The 20,158-nt window shown below is 46.5% G+C and carries 18 protein-coding genes and 1 tRNA gene; 4 read left to right on the forward strand and 15 right to left on the reverse strand.

Going from position 1 to position 20,158, the window contains the following annotated elements:
- Window positions 1–23: 23 nt before the first annotated feature.
- The 4 genes from tig to ispD all read right to left on the reverse strand — a co-directional run bounded on the left by tig (window position 24) and on the right by ispD (window position 2,854).
- The gene (gene tig / locus IEN92_RS08330; protein WP_216162635.1) at window positions 24–1,355 is read right to left on the reverse strand and encodes a trigger factor; all 1,332 of its coding nucleotides are present in this window, start codon (window positions 1,353–1,355) and stop codon (window positions 24–26) included.
- A 62-nt stretch (window positions 1,356–1,417) separates the two neighbouring features.
- Window positions 1,418–1,504: transfer RNA gene (locus IEN92_RS08335), tRNA-Leu, on the reverse strand.
- A gap of 79 nt (window positions 1,505–1,583) precedes the next feature.
- Window positions 1,584–2,087: a 2-C-methyl-D-erythritol 2,4-cyclodiphosphate synthase gene (ispF, locus tag IEN92_RS08340; protein ID WP_216162638.1), complete on the reverse strand. Its 504-nt coding sequence runs from the start codon at window positions 2,085–2,087 to the stop codon at window positions 1,584–1,586.
- Window positions 2,088–2,104: 17 nt separating this feature from the next.
- Complete coding sequence (gene ispD, locus IEN92_RS08345) at window positions 2,105–2,854, reverse strand: 2-C-methyl-D-erythritol 4-phosphate cytidylyltransferase (RefSeq protein ID WP_216162641.1); 750 nt, start codon at window positions 2,852–2,854, stop codon at window positions 2,105–2,107.
- A gap of 23 nt (window positions 2,855–2,877) precedes the next feature.
- Between ispD and mfd the strand changes: the two genes are divergently transcribed.
- On the forward strand, window positions 2,878–6,420 hold the full coding sequence (gene mfd / locus IEN92_RS08350; protein ID WP_216162644.1) for a transcription-repair coupling factor: 3,543 nt from the start codon (window positions 2,878–2,880) through the stop codon (window positions 6,418–6,420).
- An 11-nt stretch (window positions 6,421–6,431) separates the two neighbouring features.
- Window positions 6,432–7,322 carry a phosphoserine phosphatase SerB gene (serB, locus tag IEN92_RS08355; RefSeq protein WP_255539819.1) on the forward strand — a complete coding sequence of 297 codons (891 nt, stop codon included), beginning with the start codon at window positions 6,432–6,434 and terminating at the stop codon, window positions 7,320–7,322.
- Here serB and IEN92_RS08360 read toward each other — a convergent pair whose 3' ends face one another.
- The 7 genes from IEN92_RS08360 to IEN92_RS08390 form a co-directional block, all read right to left on the reverse strand.
- On the reverse strand, window positions 7,323–8,507 hold the full coding sequence (locus IEN92_RS08360; RefSeq protein WP_215376603.1) for an acetyl-CoA C-acyltransferase family protein: 1,185 nt from the start codon (window positions 8,505–8,507) through the stop codon (window positions 7,323–7,325).
- Between the two features lie 68 nt (window positions 8,508–8,575).
- Window positions 8,576–9,934, reverse strand: coding sequence for a 30S ribosomal protein S12 methylthiotransferase RimO (gene rimO, locus IEN92_RS08365; protein ID WP_216162647.1), 1,359 nt, complete (start codon window positions 9,932–9,934; stop codon window positions 8,576–8,578).
- Window positions 9,935–9,936: 2 nt separating this feature from the next.
- Window positions 9,937–10,497 (reverse strand): polyhydroxyalkanoate synthesis repressor PhaR, encoded by a 561-nt coding sequence (phaR, locus tag IEN92_RS08370; RefSeq protein WP_215376597.1) that lies wholly within the window; start codon window positions 10,495–10,497, stop codon window positions 9,937–9,939.
- 117 nt (window positions 10,498–10,614) lie between these two features.
- Window positions 10,615–11,355, reverse strand: a complete 741-nt coding sequence (locus IEN92_RS08375; protein WP_215376594.1) for a 3-ketoacyl-ACP reductase — start codon at window positions 11,353–11,355, stop codon at window positions 10,615–10,617.
- 41 nt (window positions 11,356–11,396) lie between these two features.
- Window positions 11,397–13,028, reverse strand: a complete 1,632-nt coding sequence (gene phaC, locus IEN92_RS08380; protein WP_216162650.1) for a class I poly(R)-hydroxyalkanoic acid synthase — start codon at window positions 13,026–13,028, stop codon at window positions 11,397–11,399.
- Between the two features lie 108 nt (window positions 13,029–13,136).
- A complete protein-coding gene (gene pgeF / locus IEN92_RS08385; RefSeq protein ID WP_216162653.1) occupies window positions 13,137–13,898 on the reverse strand; it encodes a peptidoglycan editing factor PgeF in 762 nt (253 codons plus the stop codon).
- Complete coding sequence (locus IEN92_RS08390) at window positions 13,895–14,935, reverse strand: RluA family pseudouridine synthase (protein ID WP_370623915.1); 1,041 nt, start codon at window positions 14,933–14,935, stop codon at window positions 13,895–13,897. Before IEN92_RS08390 ends, pgeF begins: the two co-directional genes overlap by 4 nt.
- A gap of 20 nt (window positions 14,936–14,955) precedes the next feature.
- On the opposite strand from IEN92_RS08390, the gene IEN92_RS08395 reads away from it, so the two are divergent.
- Window positions 14,956–15,843 carry an outer membrane protein assembly factor BamD gene (locus tag IEN92_RS08395; protein ID WP_251366809.1) on the forward strand — a complete coding sequence of 296 codons (888 nt, stop codon included), beginning with the start codon at window positions 14,956–14,958 and terminating at the stop codon, window positions 15,841–15,843.
- Window positions 15,844–15,914: 71 nt separating this feature from the next.
- Here IEN92_RS08395 and alr read toward each other — a convergent pair whose 3' ends face one another.
- A complete protein-coding gene (alr, locus tag IEN92_RS08400) occupies window positions 15,915–17,030 on the reverse strand; it encodes an alanine racemase (protein ID WP_216863960.1) in 1,116 nt (371 codons plus the stop codon).
- A 50-nt stretch (window positions 17,031–17,080) separates the two neighbouring features.
- Here alr and lplT point away from each other — a divergent pair, with 50 nt between their 5' ends.
- Window positions 17,081–18,400, forward strand: a complete 1,320-nt coding sequence (gene lplT / locus IEN92_RS08405; RefSeq protein ID WP_216162656.1) for a lysophospholipid transporter LplT — start codon at window positions 17,081–17,083, stop codon at window positions 18,398–18,400.
- Between the two features lie 15 nt (window positions 18,401–18,415).
- Here the strand turns inward: lplT and IEN92_RS08410 are convergent, their stop codons facing one another.
- Genes IEN92_RS08410 through tsaB form a run of 3 tightly spaced genes read right to left on the reverse strand, consistent with a single transcriptional unit; the run spans window position 18,416 to window position 20,156 of the window.
- Window positions 18,416–18,916: a DNA polymerase III subunit psi gene (locus IEN92_RS08410; RefSeq protein ID WP_216162659.1), complete on the reverse strand. Its 501-nt coding sequence runs from the start codon at window positions 18,914–18,916 to the stop codon at window positions 18,416–18,418.
- Window positions 18,913–19,428: a ribosomal protein S18-alanine N-acetyltransferase gene (gene rimI / locus IEN92_RS08415; protein ID WP_216162662.1), complete on the reverse strand. Its 516-nt coding sequence runs from the start codon at window positions 19,426–19,428 to the stop codon at window positions 18,913–18,915. Before rimI ends, IEN92_RS08410 begins: the two co-directional genes overlap by 4 nt.
- A complete protein-coding gene (gene tsaB / locus IEN92_RS08420; RefSeq protein WP_370623916.1) occupies window positions 19,425–20,156 on the reverse strand; it encodes a tRNA (adenosine(37)-N6)-threonylcarbamoyltransferase complex dimerization subunit type 1 TsaB in 732 nt (243 codons plus the stop codon). Before tsaB ends, rimI begins: the two co-directional genes overlap by 4 nt.
- Between the last annotated feature and the right edge of the window lie 2 nt (window positions 20,157–20,158).

The raw sequence follows: 20,158 nt of genomic DNA on the forward strand, positions 1-20,158 counted from the left end.
TTCTTGATGAATTGATAGTGATCTTAGTTTAGCTTGCTTAGCTCTTCGAAGGTCACAGCTTTGTCGTTTACTTTAGCCAGTGAGGTGAAATGCTTAATCACATTGTCCTCAAGTACTAAATTCTCAATATCCTTGAGACGGCTTGGATTGCTGTAGAACCAACGAACGACTTCTTTAGGGTCTTCATAAGTGGCTGCCTGTTCATCGATTTCAGCCTTAATTTGATCTGCAGTAGCAGCCAAATTTTGCTTCTTCACTAAATCACCCAAAATCAAACCTAAGCGAACCCGCTTTAAGGCCTGCTCAGCAAATAACTCCGCAGGAATTGGAGCATCTTTTGCATTGGGTACGCCACGTTGCATGAGGTCTTGACGAGCACCCTCAACCAAACGCTCTTGCTCAGAAGCTACTAGTGACTTAGGAACATCAAGCTCACATAATGTATTGAGCTTTTCCATTACATCATTTTTTAACAAAGAAGTAATGCGACGTTTCACTTCGCGATCTAAATTCTCTTTTACTTCAGCGCGCATCTTTGCAACGCCACCTTCAGTAACGCCCATGGATAAAGCAAATGCATCATCCACAACTGGCATGTGCGGCCAATTGACAGACTTTACGGTAATAGTGAACTCAGCAGTTTTACCTGCAACATCTTTACCGTGGTAATCGGCAGGAAAACTTAATGGGAATGATTTGCTCTCGCCTGCTTTGAGACCTAAAGTAGCCGCCTCGAACTCTGGCAACATACGACCTTCGCCTAATACATACTCAAAGTTCTCTGCTTTCCCGCCTGTAAATTCAACGTCATCAATCTTGCCAACAAAATCAATGATCACCTGATCGCCGTTTTGTGCAGCAGTGTTAGCGCCACCATCGCCATGATGGCCGGCCTCACCACGTGGGTGATAGTGAACCTGCTGTTTACGCAATACATCAATGGCACGGTCGATTTCAGCATCACCAATTTCTGTCGTGTATTGAGTCACTTCTGCTTTTGAGAAATCGCCCAACTTGACTTCTGGCAACACTTCAAAGAAAGCGTCAAACACAATCTTGTCTGCATCTAGTTCGCTCTTTGGCTCAAGACGTGGCTGGCCTGCTAATGCGATGCCTTCTTTTTTGCTTTGCTCATAAAACAACTCTGAGGCTTTATCGAACTGAAGTTCGAAGTCTACTTGCATGCCATATTGTTTCTCAACGATATTTTTAGGCACCTTGCCAGGACGGAAGCCGGCCATCTTCATGGTCTTACCAACTTTTGCCAAACGGGCTTCACGCTCTTTTGCCAAATCGGCGCGCGCGAATTCCAAAGTCATTTTGCGGTCTAAGGAACCTAAATTTTCTATCTGCACAGCTACTCTCGTCTCTTAATTGAAATCAGGATATGTGAAGTCCAAGCCAAGTAGCAATCTTGTGGTGCGAGGAGGGGGACTCGAACCCCCACACCATTTCTGGCGTCAGGACCTAAACCTGGTGCGTCTACCAATTTCGCCATCCTCGCGAATATCCGCAAACACTGCCAAGCTTAAACTTCACTCTAAAGACCGTAATTCTACAATGCTTGGGGTTTTGAGGCGCTTTTAGGCCTTGTAGAGCAAAGCTACGGCATGCACTGCAATGCCCTCACCCCTACCTAAATGGCCCAGGGATTCATTGGTTTTGGCTTTTAGATTCACGTGGCTTGGTGTTACCAAGAGGTCGGCGGCGATATTTCTGACCATTTCGGGCAAAAATCCAGCCAATTTCGGCTTTTGACAGATGATGGTGGCGTCCACATTACCGACTTGGAATCCAGCAGCTTGAACCTTTTGCAGAGCTGCCCGAAGCAATATTCGACTATCCATGTCTTTGAACTCTGGATCGGTATCGGGAAATAATTGACCAATATCATTTAAGCCAGCAGCGCCTAACAATGCATCAGTTAGTGCATGCAGTAATGCGTCTGCATCAGAGTGCCCTAGTAAACCCTTTTCGTAAGGCACGTGAACACCAGCCAAAATGAGTTTGCGTTCTGCCACCAATGCATGAACGTCATACCCCTGGCCAATACGAAATTGTGGAACGTGAGAATGAGTTTGTGTCATAGGTATCTTTAGTATCTTTACTTAGCACTAGTACGTAATAGCAATTGCATCAATTCCCAATCCGCGGGATGCGTAACCTTAAAGTTACGCGTAGCACCCTCGATTAGGAAAGGCTTCACACCAGATAACTCCATGGCACTGGCTTCATCTGTGACGTCGGCCTCCAATCGAATCGCATTCTCTAGGGCTGAGTGCAACTTGGCAAGACCAAACATCTGGGGAGTTTGCGCTTGCCAAAGATGTTCACGTGGAATCGTTTTTTCAACGTGGGGGATGTTGCCAGCGATCACAGAATCTAAATCTGCTTGCTTCAAAGTGTCAGCCAAACGCATTGCTAATAAGCCACCAATGTCAGAAGCTTGCACCGCAAGAATTAATTTCTCAATGAGGGCTGGTGTAATACCTGGCCTTGCAGCATCATGTACTAGAACCCAGTCGTCGGCTGCAATGCCATTTTTGAGCAAAGCAGCCAGAGTATTTCTGACGGTTTCCTGCCTAGTCGGTCCACCTGTAGGTAAAAAATGAATCGGTTTAGCGCTACTGTTAAAAGTCTTCAGAATAGGATTGTCGATAAATGCAGGCGAAACCCCAATCCAAATCGACTCAATATGTGGCGATTGGAGAAATGCATCAAGCGCATAGGCGAGCATCGGTTTTCCCGCCAATTCCTGGAATTGCTTAGGCAATTCACCGCCAAGACGAGATCCCGTTCCCGCAGTAGGCAGGAGAGCATGGCATTTCTTCAAAGATTGATTTCCTGAGCTCATGCCTGATTCTATAATGAGCGCAGATGTCTGATGCATTAAATCCAGTACCCCCCATACCCGCTCCACGGGCTGGGCAGCGCTTTACCTTTTCAGGGCTGATTGGGTCTGCAGATGCAGCCCTCATTGCCGAAACCGCCCTACGTTACCGTAAAGATTTTTCTGTCATGGTGATCTTTTGTGCTCAAGCGCAAGAGGCCCAAAGACTGCTCGAAGAGATTCCGGCTTTTGCACCCTTACTCAAAACCCGTCTTCTGCCCGATTGGGAAATTCTCCCCTACGATCATTTTTCACCACACCAAGATTTGGTATCTGAACGATTAGCGACTCTATATGAGTTACTCAATGGCAGCTGCGATATTGTTTTAGTACCTGTCAGCACTGCATTGCAACGACTGGGACCACCTAGCTTTCTATCCGGACATACATTTTTCTTCCGCCAAGGCGATAAGCTTAATGAAGCAGCCCTGAAGCTCCAACTTCAACAAGCAGGATATGACCCCGTGAGTGCTGTCATGCGCCCCGGTGAATATAGCATTCGCGGCGGCTTAATTGATTTGTTTCCTATGGGGTCTAGCCTGCCCTACCGCCTAGATTTATTTGGTGATGAGATAGAACAAATTCGCTCATTTGATCCCGATACGCAGCGCAGCCTTTACCCAGTGAAAGAGGTACGCCTCCTCCCGGGTCATGAATTTCCATTCAATGATGAAGCACGCACTGCTTTTAGGGGTCGGTGGCGAGAAGTTTTTGAAGGCGATCCCACCCGATGCTCTATTTATAAAGATGCCAATCTTGGTATACCTAGCGCCGGTATTGAGTCATACCTGCCGATGTTCTTTTCAGAACAGTCAAGCGTCTTCGATTATTTCCCTAGATCGGGTGATCCCGTTTGGATTGTGAGCACAGGCGATATAGATGAATCCATTCGGAGTTTTTGGAAAGATACGCTCTCACGCTACGAATTTCTTAAGCATGATCTTGATCGACCAGTTCTTCCGCCTCAAGAACTATTTCTCAACGTCGATGAGTTTTTTACCAGCATTAAACCCCATGCCCGTTTAGCTTTAGAAAAAGAACTCTCCGATAGCTCGGAATTTTTACCCGTCCCCGATATTGCAGTCCACAGGCGAGATGCCGATCCATTGTCACGCTTGCGTTCTTTGCTCGCCAATACAAGCTACCGCCTTCTCATTTGCACTGATAGTGCTGGACGTAAAGAATCCATTCGCCAATTGCTAGAAGAAAGCAATTTTGTTACCGGCCAAGATGGCAAAGCGCTTTATCCATTAAAGCCAGCCAATTTTGAGAGCATTGCTGATTTCATTAAGAGTGACTCTCGCTTTGGCCTGACAACAGCACCCCTATTTAATGGTTTTGCTTGGCCCGCCCATAATCTCATTATCGTTACCGAGGCAGAACTATTTACCTCAACGGCTCGGCAAAGACGCAAAACTAAAGGGACAGAGAATACCGATCCCGACATGCTCTTTAAGGACCTCTCGGAACTAAAGATCGGGGATCCAGTTGTACATGCCGAACATGGCATTGGCCGTTATCAAGGTTTAGTGCTTCTGAATTTAGCTCCACCTAAGGAAGTGCCGATATTTGAAGAGTTTCTACATCTTCAATATGCCGGGGATGCAACCTTATACGTTCCCGTGCAGCAATTGCAAATGGTGACACGCTATGCAGGATCCGACCCTGATTCTGCCCCATTGCATCAGCTAGGATCGGGCCAGTGGGACAAAGCCAAACGCAAGGCTGCTCAACAGATTCGCGATACAGCTGCAGAGCTATTGGGCCTCTATGCAGCACGCGCAATTCGGAAAGGTCATGCCTTTGAATTTTCAGCGCATGATTACGCTGCTTTTGCGGAAAGCTTTGGCTTCGAAGAAACGCCGGATCAAGCGAATGCTATTGCAGCAGTCATTGGTGATATGACTAGTGGTACGCCGATGGATCGCTTGGTCTGTGGCGACGTTGGCTTTGGCAAAACAGAAGTTGCGTTGAGAGCAAGTTTTGTTGCGGTAATGGGTGGCAAACAAGTCGCTATTTTGGCTCCTACCACCTTGCTGGCTGAACAACACGTCGCCACCTGGAAAGATCGCTTTGCCGATTGGCCCGTTCGCATCGTTGAGCTCTCACGCTTTAAAACGAGCAAAGAAATCAATGCTGCTCTTGAAGCAATCGCTAAAGGTGAGGCTGATATTATTATCGGCACCCATAAATTACTATCTAAAGAAACTCAGTTCGCCAATCTGGGCTTAGTTATTGTTGATGAAGAACATCGCTTTGGTGTTCGTCAAAAAGATGCCTTGAAGGCACTAAGAGCGGAAGTTGATATCCTTACTCTTACCGCTACGCCAATCCCCAGAACCCTCGGCATGGCCATGGAGGGCTTACGCGAGTTCTCCATCATCGCCACAGCGCCACAGAAGCGCCTTGCTATTAAGACCTTTGTACGACGCGAAGGTGACGGCGTGATCCGAGAAGCCGTGTTGCGAGAAATCAAACGTGGCGGCCAAGTCTATTTTCTACACAATGAAGTAGAAACCATTCAGAACCGTAAACATGCACTTCAAGAACTGATACCCGAGGCCCGCATTAGCGTTGCCCATGGCCAAATGCATGAACGCGAGTTGGAATCCGTCATGCGTGATTTTGTTACACAACGGACAAATATCTTGCTCTGCACGACGATTATTGAAACCGGTATTGATGTACCAACTGCTAATACGATCATCATGCATCGTGCTGATAAGTTTGGCTTGGCACAGCTCCATCAATTACGCGGACGGGTTGGGCGCTCCCATCACCAAGCGTATGCTTATCTCCTCGTTCCAGATCCTCAGGCCTTAAGCAAGCAAGCTCAATTGCGCTTAAACGCGATTCAAGCCATGGAAGAACTGGGCTCTGGTTTTTACTTGGCGATGCACGATCTAGAGATTCGTGGTGCCGGTGAGGTATTGGGCGATAAACAATCTGGGGAGATCCATGAAATTGGATTTCAGTTATATACGGAAATGCTTAATCGCGCAGTCAAAGCACTACGCAGCGGCAAAGAGCCAGATTTGCTCTCGCCTCTCCAAGCAACGACCGATGTGAATTTGGGCGTCCCCGCTCTCCTTCCGGAGGATTATTGCCCTGACGTTCATGAACGACTCTCACTCTACAAACGCTTTGCGGGATGCAATGACTTTTCAGAATTAATGGGCTTACGGGAAGAATTGGTTGATCGTTTCGGCGACTTGCCAGATCAAGCGAAATCTTTCTATGAGACCCATCGCCTGCGCCTCGAAATGACGGGCTTTGGTATTAAGAAGATTGACGCCTCTTCGGTCTCCATTCAGATTCAATTCATTCCAAATCCGCCAATTGATCCACTCAAAATTATTCAATTAATTCAGAGTTCGAAGCATATTCAGCTCAACGGGCAAGATAAGCTGAAGATCCTACCTCAAAAAGATCGAGAATTTGAAAAGCTGGAGCAGCGCTTAGATGCTATTCGCCTAGTACTGCGTCGCCTAAATGAATCTGCCATGCTCAGCCCTGCGAAAGCCTCTTAGCATTCCCTATTATGATTGATGCTATGCCTCAGTTCACAATCGTAGCCCTCTCAAGAGCCCCCATTGCGGAGAAGCTGGTCTTTGAAATCAAAGACCAGGCCATTCAATATGGCAAAAGCTTTCATTCCTTAGGTGGAGAGATTTCCAGTGGCCCCTATTTTATGGAGCGCTGGGAATACCGGGATCTCCTGGAAGTTCCACAAAGAGAAGCGCTGCGCAGCATTGCAGCAAGATTTAATACGGATCTATGTTTTTTAAGTAAGTACCCTGCTGACATTCAAGTGCTTGCAATGGATATGGATTCCACACTCATCAATATTGAGTGTATTGATGAAATCGCAGACTTTACCGGCAAAAAATCTGCAGTAGCGCAAATCACTGAAGCGACGATGCGCGGTGAAATTAAAGACTTTAAAGAAAGTTTGCGTCGACGTGTTGGTCTGCTTGAAGGTGTATCAGCTGATTGCCTTGAGGCTGTTTATCGCGAAAGATTGCAGGCCAATCCTGGCGCTACCGAGCTTCTGACTGGTGCTAATGCGCGCGGGCTCTATACCTTGCTCGTTTCTGGTGGATTTACCTTTTTCACAGAAAAATTACGCAAGCAACTTGGTTTTCACCAAGCTCAAGCCAACACTCTAGAAATCATTGATGGCAAGTTAACTGGCAAAGTGCTGGGCGAGATTGTGGATGGTGCCGCAAAAGCAGCCTATCTCGATCAAGCCTGTCTTGAATTAGGATGCTCTAAAGCCAATGCGATTGCCATGGGCGATGGAGCCAATGATTTATTGATGATGAATGGTTCAGGGATTAGCGTTGCCTACCAAGCAAAACCAATCGTGAAAGAAAAAGCCGACGCAGCTTTTGACCACGTCGGCTTGGATGCTGCCTTAATGCTGTTCTAGTTAGAGGCGCTCAAAAATAGTTGCAATACCTTGGCCGCCACCAATACACATCGTTACCAAAGCGTATTTACCTTGAACGCGTTGGAGTTCGTGCACGGCTTTAGTTGCAATCGCAGCACCTGAGCATCCAATTGGGTGGCCCAAAGCAATTGCACCACCATTCACGTTGGTTTTTGCTGGATCTAAACCCAAACCTTTAGTCACTGCTAAGGCTTGTGCAGCAAAGGCTTCGTTAGACTCAATCACATCCATTTGTTCCAACTTCAAACCAGCACGTTCTAAAGCCAATTTAGTCGCAGGAATTGGACCTTCGCCCATGATGTGATTCGGTACACCAGCTACTGCGTATGAAACTAAGCGAGCGATTGGTTTATGACCAGCCTTCTTCGCAGTTTCTGCATCAGCCAATACAAAGAATGCTGCGCCATCATTAATACCAGAGGCGTTACCTGCAGTCACTGAGCCGCCCTCTTTTTTGAAAACGGCTTTCATCTTGCCCAAAGTTTCCATGGTGGTATCTGGCTTGCAATGCTCATCCGTATCAAACACCACATCACCCTTACGAGTCTTGACGGTAATTGGAACGATTTGTGACTTAAAGCGACCTTCCTTAATCGCATTAGCAGCGCGGCGATGTGACTCAACCGCTAAAGCATCTTGCTCTTCACGGGTTAACTTCCACTTCTCAACCAAGTTTTCCGCAGTAACTCCCATATGACCAACACCAAATGGGTCAGTCAGCACGCCCACCATTAAGTCAATCATTTTGGTATCGCCCATACGTGCACCACTGCGCATTGCAGGAGATCCATACATGCCGCGTGACATTACTTCAACGCCACCGCCGACACCATAATCACAATCACCGAGCATGATTTGCTGTGCAGTTGTCACAATGGCTTGCAAACCAGAGCTACACAAACGATTCAAAGCCATCGCTACAGATTCCATTGGTAAGCCAGCCTGAATTGCAGCAACGCGTGCTACATAGGCATAACGGCTATCTGTTGGGATCGTATTGCCAACAGTCACATAATTAATCAGCGCAGGATCTACACCTGAACGAGCAACCGCCTCTTTCATGACAATGCCACCAAGCTCAGAAGGCTCAAAGCTACTGAGGGACCCATTAAAGGTGCCAATTGCGGAACGAACTGCACTTAAGACAACGACATCACGACTCATATCTATCCCCTTAGCTAAGCCCAAATTAGGCCTGTTTAATCATACGACTTCCATTTTTATTGCATAAGTCAAGTTTCGGCTATTAGGTCATGCCCTTGTGAGCTAATCACCGTTACACGGATGATTTCTCCTGTTCTATAGCGTTTTGAAGGCTTATTTGGGGGTAAAACCCGCACTAAACCATCAATTTCGGGGGCATCCCCAATGCTTCTGCCAATTCCGCCGGACTCATCTACTTTATCGATCAAAACCTGAATGCGTTTTCCAACCTTTTTGGATAATCGTTTAATCGAGATTTCTTCAGCTTTTGCCATAAATTGGGCACGGCGTTCTTCACGTAACTGCTCAGGAACGGGGCTCTCTAATTGATTTGCGGTGGCACCCTCAACTGGTGAGTAGGCAAAGCAACCTGCTCGATCAATTTGCGCTTCATCTAAAAAGTTGAGTAAATACTCAAACTCTTCTTGAGTCTCACCCGGAAAACCGGCAATAAAAGTACTGCGGATGACTAAGTCTGGACAGGCGGCACGCCAAGCCAAAATCCGCTCAAGATTTTTTTCACCACTGGCAGGACGTTTCATTCTTTTGAGAACGTCTGGATGTGCATGCTGCAGGGGAATATCCAAATAAGGCAAGACCCCATAACCATACTCAGAAAACTCAGCCATCAACGGTAGGATGTCATCGACATGAGGATAGGGATAGACATAGTGCAACCTCACCCATGCTTGATGCTCGCGGGCGATTTGATTTAAGGCATTTACCAAATCAAACATCCGAGTCTTCACAGGCTTGCCATCCCAAAACCCAGTACGGTATTGGATGTCTACGCCATAAGCACTAGTGTCTTGAGATACGACTAATAGCTCTTTTACACCAGACTCAAATAATCGTTTTGCCTCTAATAAGACTTCACCAATAGGCCGAGATACAAGATCACCCCGCATGTTTGGAATAATGCAGAAAGTACAGCGATGGTTGCAACCCTCAGAAATTTTCAGATAAGCGTAATGCTTAGGTGTCAGTTTGACACCCGTGGGCGGCAGCAAATCAGTAAAGGGGTCGTGAGGTTTAGGCAAGTGCAAGTGAATCGCCTGCATGACTTCATCAGTAGCATGTGGGCCTGTAACGGCGAGTACTTTGGGATGAATGCTTTGAATGAGGTCGCTACCATCAGCATTCTTGCGAGCACCTAAACAACCCGTCACAATCACCTTGCCATTTTCAGCGAGTGCCTCACCAATGGCTGAGAGGCTTTCTTCTACGGCGGAGTCGATAAAGCCACAAGTGTTCACCACAACCAAATCTGCGCCAGAATAATCTTTTGCAGTTAAGTAACCTTCCGCACTCAATTGCGTGAGAATGAGTTCGGAATCTACTAAGGCCTTAGGGCACCCTAAGGAGACAAATCCGATTTTTCCAGCCACAACTATTCTTTGTCGGTTTTATTGGGCTGCGGTGTAAATGGAAATGAGCCGAACATATTATGTGAGCCTTGCATCTGCTCTTGCATCTTCACAAATAGGTCCTTGCTTTGCTCCATGTAATTTCCCATCAAGCCTTGCATGAGAGGATTTTGAAGATTCAGCATTTGTGACCAAGCTTCTGGTGTGCTGCCAGCACCAAGACCCTTTGTTTGATCGCCCAATTTATTGTGGATATCAACAAAAGATTGCATGGTCTTCTCAAGATAGTTACCCATCAAGCCCTGCATGGAGTTGCCATAGAAGCGAATGATTTGAGAAAGCATTTGGGAGGAAAATACTGGGGCACCGCCAGCCTCTTCCTCAAGAATAATTTGGAGCAAGATGTTGCGTGTCAAATCCTCATCGGTCTTTGCATCAACCACCTTAAAGACTTCATTGGCCATGACTAAGCCTTTGATGTCAGACAGAGTCACATAGGTGCTTGTTTGCGTGTCATACAGACGACGATTCGGATACTTCTTGATGAGTCGATCTTGACCGGCTCGCTTTGTACGGGTAACCATTATTTTCCTTACTCTTTACTGCAACGCAACATCAACGTAGTTTATCTCTAGTTTGCTAGAAAGGTAAATACGTTATGTCGCGTGTTTCATGTACCCAGCAAATATTGCGGTGCAGCATTAACCCGTATGGATACCACCGTTTAACGAGAAGTCAGCTCCAGTTGCATAGCCACCATCTTCGGAGGCAATCCAACAACAAATAGAAGCGATCTCTTCGGGTGTACCCAAACGTTTCACAGGTATACCAGCAACAATCTTTTCAAGCACATCCTCTCGAATCGCTCTCACCATATCCGTACCGATGTAGCCAGGAGAAACCGTGTTCACCGTCACGCCCTTGGTGGCCACTTCTTGAGCCAATGCCATCGTAAAGCCGTGCAAACCGGCTTTTGCAGTGGAATAGTTTGCTTGACCGAACTGACCTTTTTGACCATTCACAGAGGAAATATTGATGATGCGGCCCCAGTTGTTATCCACCATACCGTCAATTACCTGCTTGGTGACATTAAATAAGGAATTTAAGTTAGTGTCGATCACAGCCTTCCAAGCATCTGGAGTCATTTTGCGAAATACACTGTCGCGAGTAATACCAGCGTTATTCACAAGTACATCTACACGTCCAACTTCAGCTTTCACCTTCTCAAAGGCCGCAACAGTACTGTCCCAATCGGAAACATTGCCTTCGGAAGCAATAAAGTCATAACCCAAAGCCTTTTGCTCTCCAATCCAACGATCCTTGCGCGGTGAGTTCGGACCACAGCCAGCGATCACCTTGAAGCCATCTTTTGCCAAGCGTTGGCAAATAGCGGTACCGATACCACCCATACCACCAGTTACGTATGCGACTTTTTGAGACATTCTTTTCCCCTTTAAATAAGCTTCGTTAGTTGTATCTGGAATTAAATTGCTGGCGCTGCTTTTTCTTTCACGTATACGCCAGGCGCTGCTTCCAACTTTTTGTATTTCGCGCTACCAAATGTCGTACTGGCTGGTTTGCGCTCTCCACCAAATTGCTCAAGCCATTTGGTGTAGTTAGGCCACCAACTGCCTGGTATTTGTTTTGCGCCTTCAAGCCAAGCTTCTGCGGTTTCCGCAAGCTTATTATTTTCAAAGTAATAACGCTTGTTCTTTGCTGGCGGATTAATGACTCCAGCAATGTGTCCTGAGGCACCCAGCACGAAACGATTTTTACCTTTCAGAATCTCTGTAGACTCATAAGCCGATTGCCAAGGAACGATATGGTCTTCATGAGAGGCATATAAATAGGCTGGACATTTTATTTTGCCAAGGTCAATCTTTTCCCCACAAAGCGTGAGCTTTCCTGGTTTGACCAAGTCATTCTGTAAATAGGTATGGCGTAGGTACCAGCAGTACATATTGCCAGGAAGATTGGTTGAGTCACCGTTCCAGTAAAGCAAATCAAATGGCGGAGGAGAATTACCCTTCAGATAATTTTCGACTACATAGTTCCAAACCAAATCATTGGGGCGTAAGAATGAAAACGTATTACCGAGGTCTAGGCCGGACATCATGCCGCACTTACCGTTTTTTCCACCAATAGTGTTTTCACGCATCTCGACCATACCTTCATCGATGAAGACATCTAAGATACCGGTATTAGTGAAGTCTAATAAAGTCGTGAATAAGGTAAGGCTTGCCGCTGGATGTTCATTACGTGCTGCCAGCACAGCAAGAGCAGAGGCAGTGAGAGTCCCGCCTACACAGAATCCTAAAAGATTAATTTGCTTTGCTTTGCTGATTTCTTGAACTACCTCAATCGCTTTAATGACGCCATCACCAACATAATCTTCCCAGCTAACCTGCGCCATGGATGCATCGGGATTCTTCCAAGAAACCAAGAACACAGTATGGCCTTGGGCAACCATATGACGCACTACAGAATTGTCTGGTTGCAAATCCAAAATGTAATACTTATTAATACAAGGGGGCACCATTAAATAGGGGCGCTCGAAGACTGTATCTGTCAGTGGCGCGTACTGAATGAGCTCGAACAACTCGTTCCGGAAGACTACGTAGCCTTCCGTTGTCGCAATATTTTTACCAACTTCAAAAGCGCTTTCATCGGTTTGTGAGACCTTACCCTTTTTCATATCAGCCAGCAAATTCACAATCCCTTTTTGGATGGATTGTCCTTGGGTGCTAATAATGTTTTCAAGAACTTCTGGGTTTGTTGCAATAAAGTTTGATGGTGAGAGTGCATCAATCATCTGTTCAGTGGTGAACAAAATCTTCTGCTTTGTCTTTTCATCGGTTTCTACCGCTTTTGCCAAAGACAACAAATGCTTTGAATTGAGCAAGTAAGTAGCTGCAATCACCTTGCTCCAAGAAGAATGCCAAGCTTTCCCAGCAAAACGCCGGTCTTTGACTTCGATGGCTTCTGGATTGGTAGCGATATGCGCTAGTTCTGCGAAATATTCCTTTTGGATTTCCGCTAAACGCTCTTGAGGAATCAGTGCCATATGGTGCGCCGCCAAAGATGGCGTTGCACCCGTATTCATGCCTGCAAACATAGTAGTCTCTTCAATTAATTAAGGACATTCTCGAGCTATAGTGCTGATAACGTTATACGCAATAACCCTAGCCTTCAGAATATGCTAGTGATTACCCGAAGACATTGCTTATTGAGTAATCCAGATCAGGGATGTAAAACGACCTGTTACTCCATCCCGGCGATAAGAGAAAAAACGTTCCTGGTCCTTCACGGTGCATAAATCACCGCCAAAGATTGCGTTCACACCTAAAGCTTCTAGACGATCTCGTGCCAGTTGATAGATGTTCGCCAAATACTGATCAGGCTTATTTTCAATTGGCATAAAAGACTGGGTGACATCATGTAGCCCAGTTGATTGAAAGCGCTCAAGCACCTCTACTCCCACTTCAAAGGATTCAGGGCCAATTGCAGGTCCCAGCCATGCCACTAAATCTTGAGGGCGAGAACCCATTTCAAGATTGAGCATTGCGCCAACGGTTTCTTCTAAGACGCCTTCTAGCAAGCCTCGCCAGCCTGCGTGAGCAGCACCAATCATGGATCCATTCGCATTCGTGAACAAAACAGGTAAGCAGTCAGCCGTCATAATCACCAGCACTTCATCCGGAATATTCGTTACTGCGGCATCCGCCTCAAAAGGCTGATTAGGTGATTGAGCTCGACTACTGGGTGTACTGACTGCGGTGCTATGAGTTTGATTTAACCAAAGTGGCTCTTGGGGTAAATGCTTTCTGAGGATTTGACGATTCCCCAACACTCTTGCGGGCTGATCCCCAACATGCGTACCCAAATTGAGGGTTTCATAGGGCGCATTACTAATGCCACCACTTCTGGTGCTTACTAGTGTTTGAATATTGGCTGGTGCTGGCCATTGTGGTTTGATAAAACTCATGCTTTGTGTTCGTTCTGCAAAGATGCGAGTAAAGCTTCTTCTTTAGGCAAATCATCTGTACTCATGGTGACTTGCGGCAACAAATCCATTAAATCTTGAGGGGGCATTCGAAACCAAGTCATCCACTCTAGTGATACGGGGTGCTGCAAACTCAAAGCAAAAGCATGTAAGGCCTGTCGCTCAAATGGTAATAACTTAGCAGCTCCAGGTGTCTTTTTACGATAAACGGGATCACCTAGCAATGGGAAACCTAAAGATTCCAAGTGGACTCGGATTTGATGGGTGCGGCCTGTTTCTAAGCGGCACTCCAGCAGTGCCACTGGCTGTTCCTGAAAAAGCCCTTTTGCAAGACGACGGTAAAGCGTAGCTGCCGGTTTTCCCTGTGCACTCCCTGCCGCCATTCTGAGGCGATCACGCTGATCTCTACCTACGGAAGCTAAGACTTTGCCCTGACTTGGAGCATCCCCCCATACCCAAGCCAAATAGCGACGCCCAACCGTTCTTTCCTGAAGCTGTCTAACTAATGAAGTTTGGGCCAAGGCAGTCCGCGCGACCACCATTAATCCTGAAGTGTCTTTATCTAAACGATGGACAATGCCAGCTCTAGGCAAGGTCTTCAGTTCTGGATAACGAAATAAGAGTCCATTTAGTAGCGTTCCGGTCCAATTGCCAGCTGCAGGATGGACCACAAGACCAGGTGGCTTATTGATCACAATGATCGACTCATCTTCATAAACGACGTCTAGTGGGATATTTTCTGGGCTGAAAGCAAATTGCTCAGGCATTTCTTGAGGAAATACCTTGATGCTTTCACCTCCACGCAGTAAATACCGGGCTTTTGTGACTTTTCCATCAACCATGACTGCCCCTGCCTCGACCCAAGACTTGAGACGATTACGGGAGTAATCCGGTAAAGACCCTGCCAAAACCTTGTCAAGGCGTTCACCCGCCATCTCCAAAGGTATTTCTAGGGATATGAAATCCTCTTCATCGATATAATCGACAGGATTCGAATTAGGAGTTTGCGGCAATGCCACGCTTAAAGAGCCTTTCAGTTTTGTCCGACGCACTATCAGATGCCAGTTTAAGGCTTGCTGGTCCATCAATTCTAAAAAAGCAAGCGACTTTTCCCCGTTTTAGTCTGGGCGCCCTCCTTTTCGCCGCGATCGCTGTATTAGTGCTGCTCACTGGCTGTGCTGGTAGCGATGGTCAAAAAGACGATACCGATATCTGGTCAGAAACCAAGCTCTACTCTGAGGCGACCGATAAATTAAACGAAGCCGACTTTGCTAAATGCGGTAAATACTTCGATAAGCTCGAAGCCCGTTTCCCATTTGGCCCTTACTCGCAACAAGCGCAAATCAATGCTGCTTATTGCTATTGGAAAGCACAAGAGCAAGCTCAAGCATTGGTAGCCATCGATCGCTTTATCAAATTGCATCAAGGCAGTCCCAATTTAGATTACGCCTATTACCTTAAAGGCTTGATTACCTTTAACGATGACTTGGGCTGGCTGGGTAAATTTACTGGCCAAGACTTAAGTGAGCGTGACCCGCAAGCCGCTAAAGATGCCTTTGAATCCTTTAAGGTAGTAGTGGAGCGCTTCCCAGATAGTAAATACGCTCCTGACTCCTTAGATCGGATGCGCTACATTGTGAATTCACTGGCTGAGGCTGATGTCATCGTGGCACGCTACTACTATCAACGCGGGGCTTATCTAGCTTCAGCGAACCGTGCGCAGCTCGTTATCCGTGATTACGATCGTGCACCAGCAGTTGAAGAAGCCCTCTATATTTTGTACAAGTCCTATGAAAAATTGGGCATGACGGATTTGGCCAACGACACTCTCCGAGTCTTTAAGCTCAACTTCCCAGATAGCCAAATGCTAGAGACTGGACAGCGTGTCAAGAAAGAACGCAGATGGTGGCAGTTCTGGAATAAGTAAAACAGTTGCTCATCAAAAACTAAACCCCATTCAAATTGAATGGGGTTTTTATTTGCCTAATGGTATTTAATTTATTTAATGATGACGGGGACTCTGGGCGCTACAGCGCACAGTAACTCATAGCCAATGGTGTCACTCATCTGAGCAACGTCATCCACTGGGACTTGATTCCCCCATAGTTCAACGCGGCTGCTGATCTGAGCAAAGGGTGCATTGCGCAAATCAATGGTGAGCATATCCATCGATACACGACCAACAATGGGACAAATCACCCCACCATTCTGAGTACCATCACTCACCCAAACTGGGGTGCCATCCTTTGCATGACGAGGATAACCATCGGCATAGCCACATGCGATCACGCCAACTTTCATCGGTTCTGGAGCTTCATATCGACCACCATAACCCACACGATCACCTTTTTGCAGATCCTGAATGTCAATAATTTCACTATGTAAGTGCATTACCGCCTGGAGATGAGAATGTTCAATATCGGCATGCAAACCTGTGGGTGAAGCGCCGTAGAGCATGATTCCAGGTCTGACCCAATCGCCCAAGGCATTGCGATGCCAAAGAATCGCTGCTGAATTAGCTAAGGATGTTGGGGCCTCTAAACCCTCAATCGCTTTATTAAAAACTTCTAACTGTCCATCTACGGTTGGTTGACGATCAATCTGGTCGGCATTGGCAAAATGGGTCATGTGATGCATCTTGCATCCAATGGCGTGAAGCCGATGAAATACAACTCGATAAGCAGCAGGTTTAAAGCCCAGTCGGTTCATGCCGCTATTCATTTTTAGGAAAACATGAAAAGGTTTATGGCCTTGATATTCTTCCAACCAACGCACTTGAGCTTCACAATGAACCACTAGATCACAGGCCAGCTTTTCAGCAAGTGCCAATTCCTTTTCATGAAATAAGCCCTCTAAAAGCAAAATACGACCCTGCCAGCCAGATTCACGCAAACGCACTGCATTTTGAATATTGAGTAGGGCAAAGCCATCGGTGGAATCTAGTCCCTGCAATGCCGCCTCAAAAGAATGGCCATAGGCCCTCGATTTAATCACCGACCAAATCTTGGACTCTGGAGCTAACTCCCGAACTCTGCTTAAATTATGCCGAAAGGCCTCGGTGTGAATAGATGCCAAAATGGGCCTATTTATCAAGCTATTAGCTGTGCTGGCCATCTTCACCTCCCCTTTCGTGTTTTAATTGAATGAATGACTAGATTGTACGAATGAACCGTAGCTTTTACATCATTATGGCGGCGCAATTTTTTTCGTCGCTTGCTGATAACGCCCTGCTGATTGCAGCTATTGCCCTATTGGCCCAGCTCCACGCTCCGGCCTGGATGACCCCTTTACTCAAATTATTCTTCGTATTGTCCTATGTAGTACTTGCCGCTTTTGTAGGCGCCTTTGCCGATTCCCGCCCTAAGGGTAATGTCATGTTCATCACCAACACGATTAAATTTGTTGGTTGTGTGGTCATGCTCTTTGGTAGCCACCCATTATTGGCTTATGCCATTGTCGGTTTAGGGGCCGCTGCTTATTCACCTGCAAAGTACGGCATTTTGACTGAATTGCTTCCACCTGAAAAATTGGTTGCCGCGAATGGTTGGATTGAGGGTCTCACTGTAGGCTCAATCATTTTAGGCACCGTTTTAGGTGGCGTTTTAATCAGCAGTACAGTTTCTCAAAGCCTGTTATCGATTGACTTTCCAACCATTGATACAGGCATTGATACCCCTGCTGAATCTGCCATCCTGATCATCATGGGAATTTATGTTGTTGCCGCACTGATTAACTTGAAGATCCCAGATACCGGAGCTCGCTATGTTGCCCAACGAGCAAATCCTATCGAACTCATTAAAGACTTTTCAGTTTGCTTTAAAACACTTTGGGATGATCGCCTTGGCCAGATCTCATTGGCTGTCACCACCTTATTCTGGGGCGCTGGTGCTACCTTGCAATTTATTGTCATTAAGTGGGCTCAAGTAGCTTTGCACATGAACCTCTCCCAAGGTGCAATTTTGCAAGCAATCTCTGCTGTGGGTGTTGCAGGTGGGGCAGTTTGGGCTGCCTGGCGTGTGCCTTTGCGTAAGTCACTCAATGTTTTGCCATACGGTATTGCAATGGGTCTCTTAGTTTGCGTGATGGCTTTGTATAACTCAGACATGCTCCCCGATACAACGCTGTTTACCATTGGTGCGCTAAAAGTCAATTTGAATTTGTTGCCCGCTTACTTCTTGTTGGTTGCAGTAGGTTGGTTGGCAGGCTACTTTGTAGTGCCTATGAATGCCCTTTTACAACATCGCGGTCATGTACTCATGTCTGCAGGTCATTCGATTGCCGTACAAAACTTTAATGAGAATATCTCTGTCTTGATGATGTTGGCAATGTACTCTCTATTAATTTGGCTCGATATTCCAGTACCGTTTGTCATTATTGGTTTTGGCTTAGTTGTCAGCGTACTCATGTGGCTTGTCATTAAGCGCCACGCTAGAAATCAAGCTCAGTATGACTCTATGCACCTTATCGGCGAGCATAAACATTAATCTTCTAAGGCTTTATTAGATATTCTGCAGCACTGATTTAGCGAGCAGAAGATCCTGCCAAAGCAGTGCCTTATCTTTGGGCTGTGAAACCAGCTGGTTCAAATCCAATGTTGCAATAACCGGTATCTCGTCATCAGCCCCGTTATTGAGCGCTAAAACAGTTTCACGCAATTGCGGCAATGGATCTCGCTCACCAGTGATTTTTTGAGCTGCTGGACCACCAAAAGCAATTGCTACTAAAGGTAAACCATTGTCGGGAGCGGATAGCTCACTGACCTTGTCCGCAGGATTTTTCCAGGACCATTCCTGCGTATTTAATGCTAAAACACGCAGGATATTCTGGAACAAGATTTCTGCTTCGCCTTGAGGTTTGCTACCAAAAAACCACCAATGGGACCGAGGGGAGCTCTCAGAAACTTGTGCAATCTCAGCCTGTGGCTGCTCATGGCCACCATCTCTGGAAACCCATTCACTAATACCCATTTCTTTCAGAAAGGCAGAATTTGTATTGTTCATAGATCTAGCTTAATCGATTTAGCCATCACCAAGGCATCTTCTCGGCTGCCAGTTTGGCTATCGGCGGGATAGTAGCCCTTTCTAAGTCCAATTTGCTCGTAACCCAATTTTTGATAAAGCGAGACAGCTGCGATGTTGGAGGGCCTTACCTCCAAAATGATTCTCGGAAAGTTTTGCTGGGCGGCCACACCTTCAATAGCAGCCATGATTCTCGAACCCAAGCCGAATTGGCGCAATTTGGGTGAGACTGTAATGTTGAGAAGATGTAATTCATCGACAGCAGGAAATAAGATGCAGTAGGCCCAAAGAATTTCTGGGTCAAGATAAGATCCCTGGATCGCTTGTGCAAGTTCTGGTCGTATGCAATAGGCCCAATGACCAGCAGCTAATGAATCCGCAAAGTTGCCTTGAGTCCAAGGATGGATATGCGAGACAGATTCGATTGCTAAAACTGCATCCAAATCTTGTGCCTGCATTGGCATAAAGGATAGTTCAGCAACGCCCTTATTCATGGTTTAACTGCTGCTTGGCGCTCTAAGGTAGTGAAAGCTACTTTATCTCGCACATACAAAGGCTCAAGATCACGCACATCGCACTGTCGTCCAGCAAGTAGCATCTGCTGCCCACAATCTAGCAGGCCTAATGCGCTCAATTGAATTTCACGATCAAGCGCTGTCTCAGAAAATGGGGCTGGTGCATTGGTAAATATTCTTGAACCGTAAGCATTGAGAGCGCTACCAGCTAAAAATTGAATCTCATGTAGATCGATATCCTCTGGCTTACACAAGTGAATATCGCCGAGCCGTTTTGCTAAGTCAGAATCGTTGACGGGTCGCTCATACTTGGCCCAATAGATTTCATCCATACGTGCATCAATAGCAATTGCAAAATAATTTGCTGCCCTTTTTTTAAAGGTCGTAGTCCTGACCAACTGTGCAGCAATTGCATCTAGACTGATCACGGGGAGTATGGCTAAGGCATGAGAAATTCCTAGGCCTTGTGCTGTGGCAACTGCCAGCCTGACACCCGTAAATGCGCCAGGCCCAATACCAACTGCGATCGCATCAAGCGCTTTTAAGGAGGAATTTGAAGAATGAAGGAGCTCCTCAACCCAAGGCAAGATGAGTTGGCTAGCGCCTGCAGACACGGATTCGTGTCGCAGTATAGGAGCTTGCCCATCTAAAGATAAAGCCACCGAACACCATGCTGTTGAGGTGTCGATGGCCAGTATATTTGCCACTT

Source organism: Polynucleobacter sp. MWH-Creno-3A4, from assembly GCF_018881885.1.
GTDB lineage: Bacteria > Pseudomonadota > Gammaproteobacteria > Burkholderiales > Burkholderiaceae > Polynucleobacter.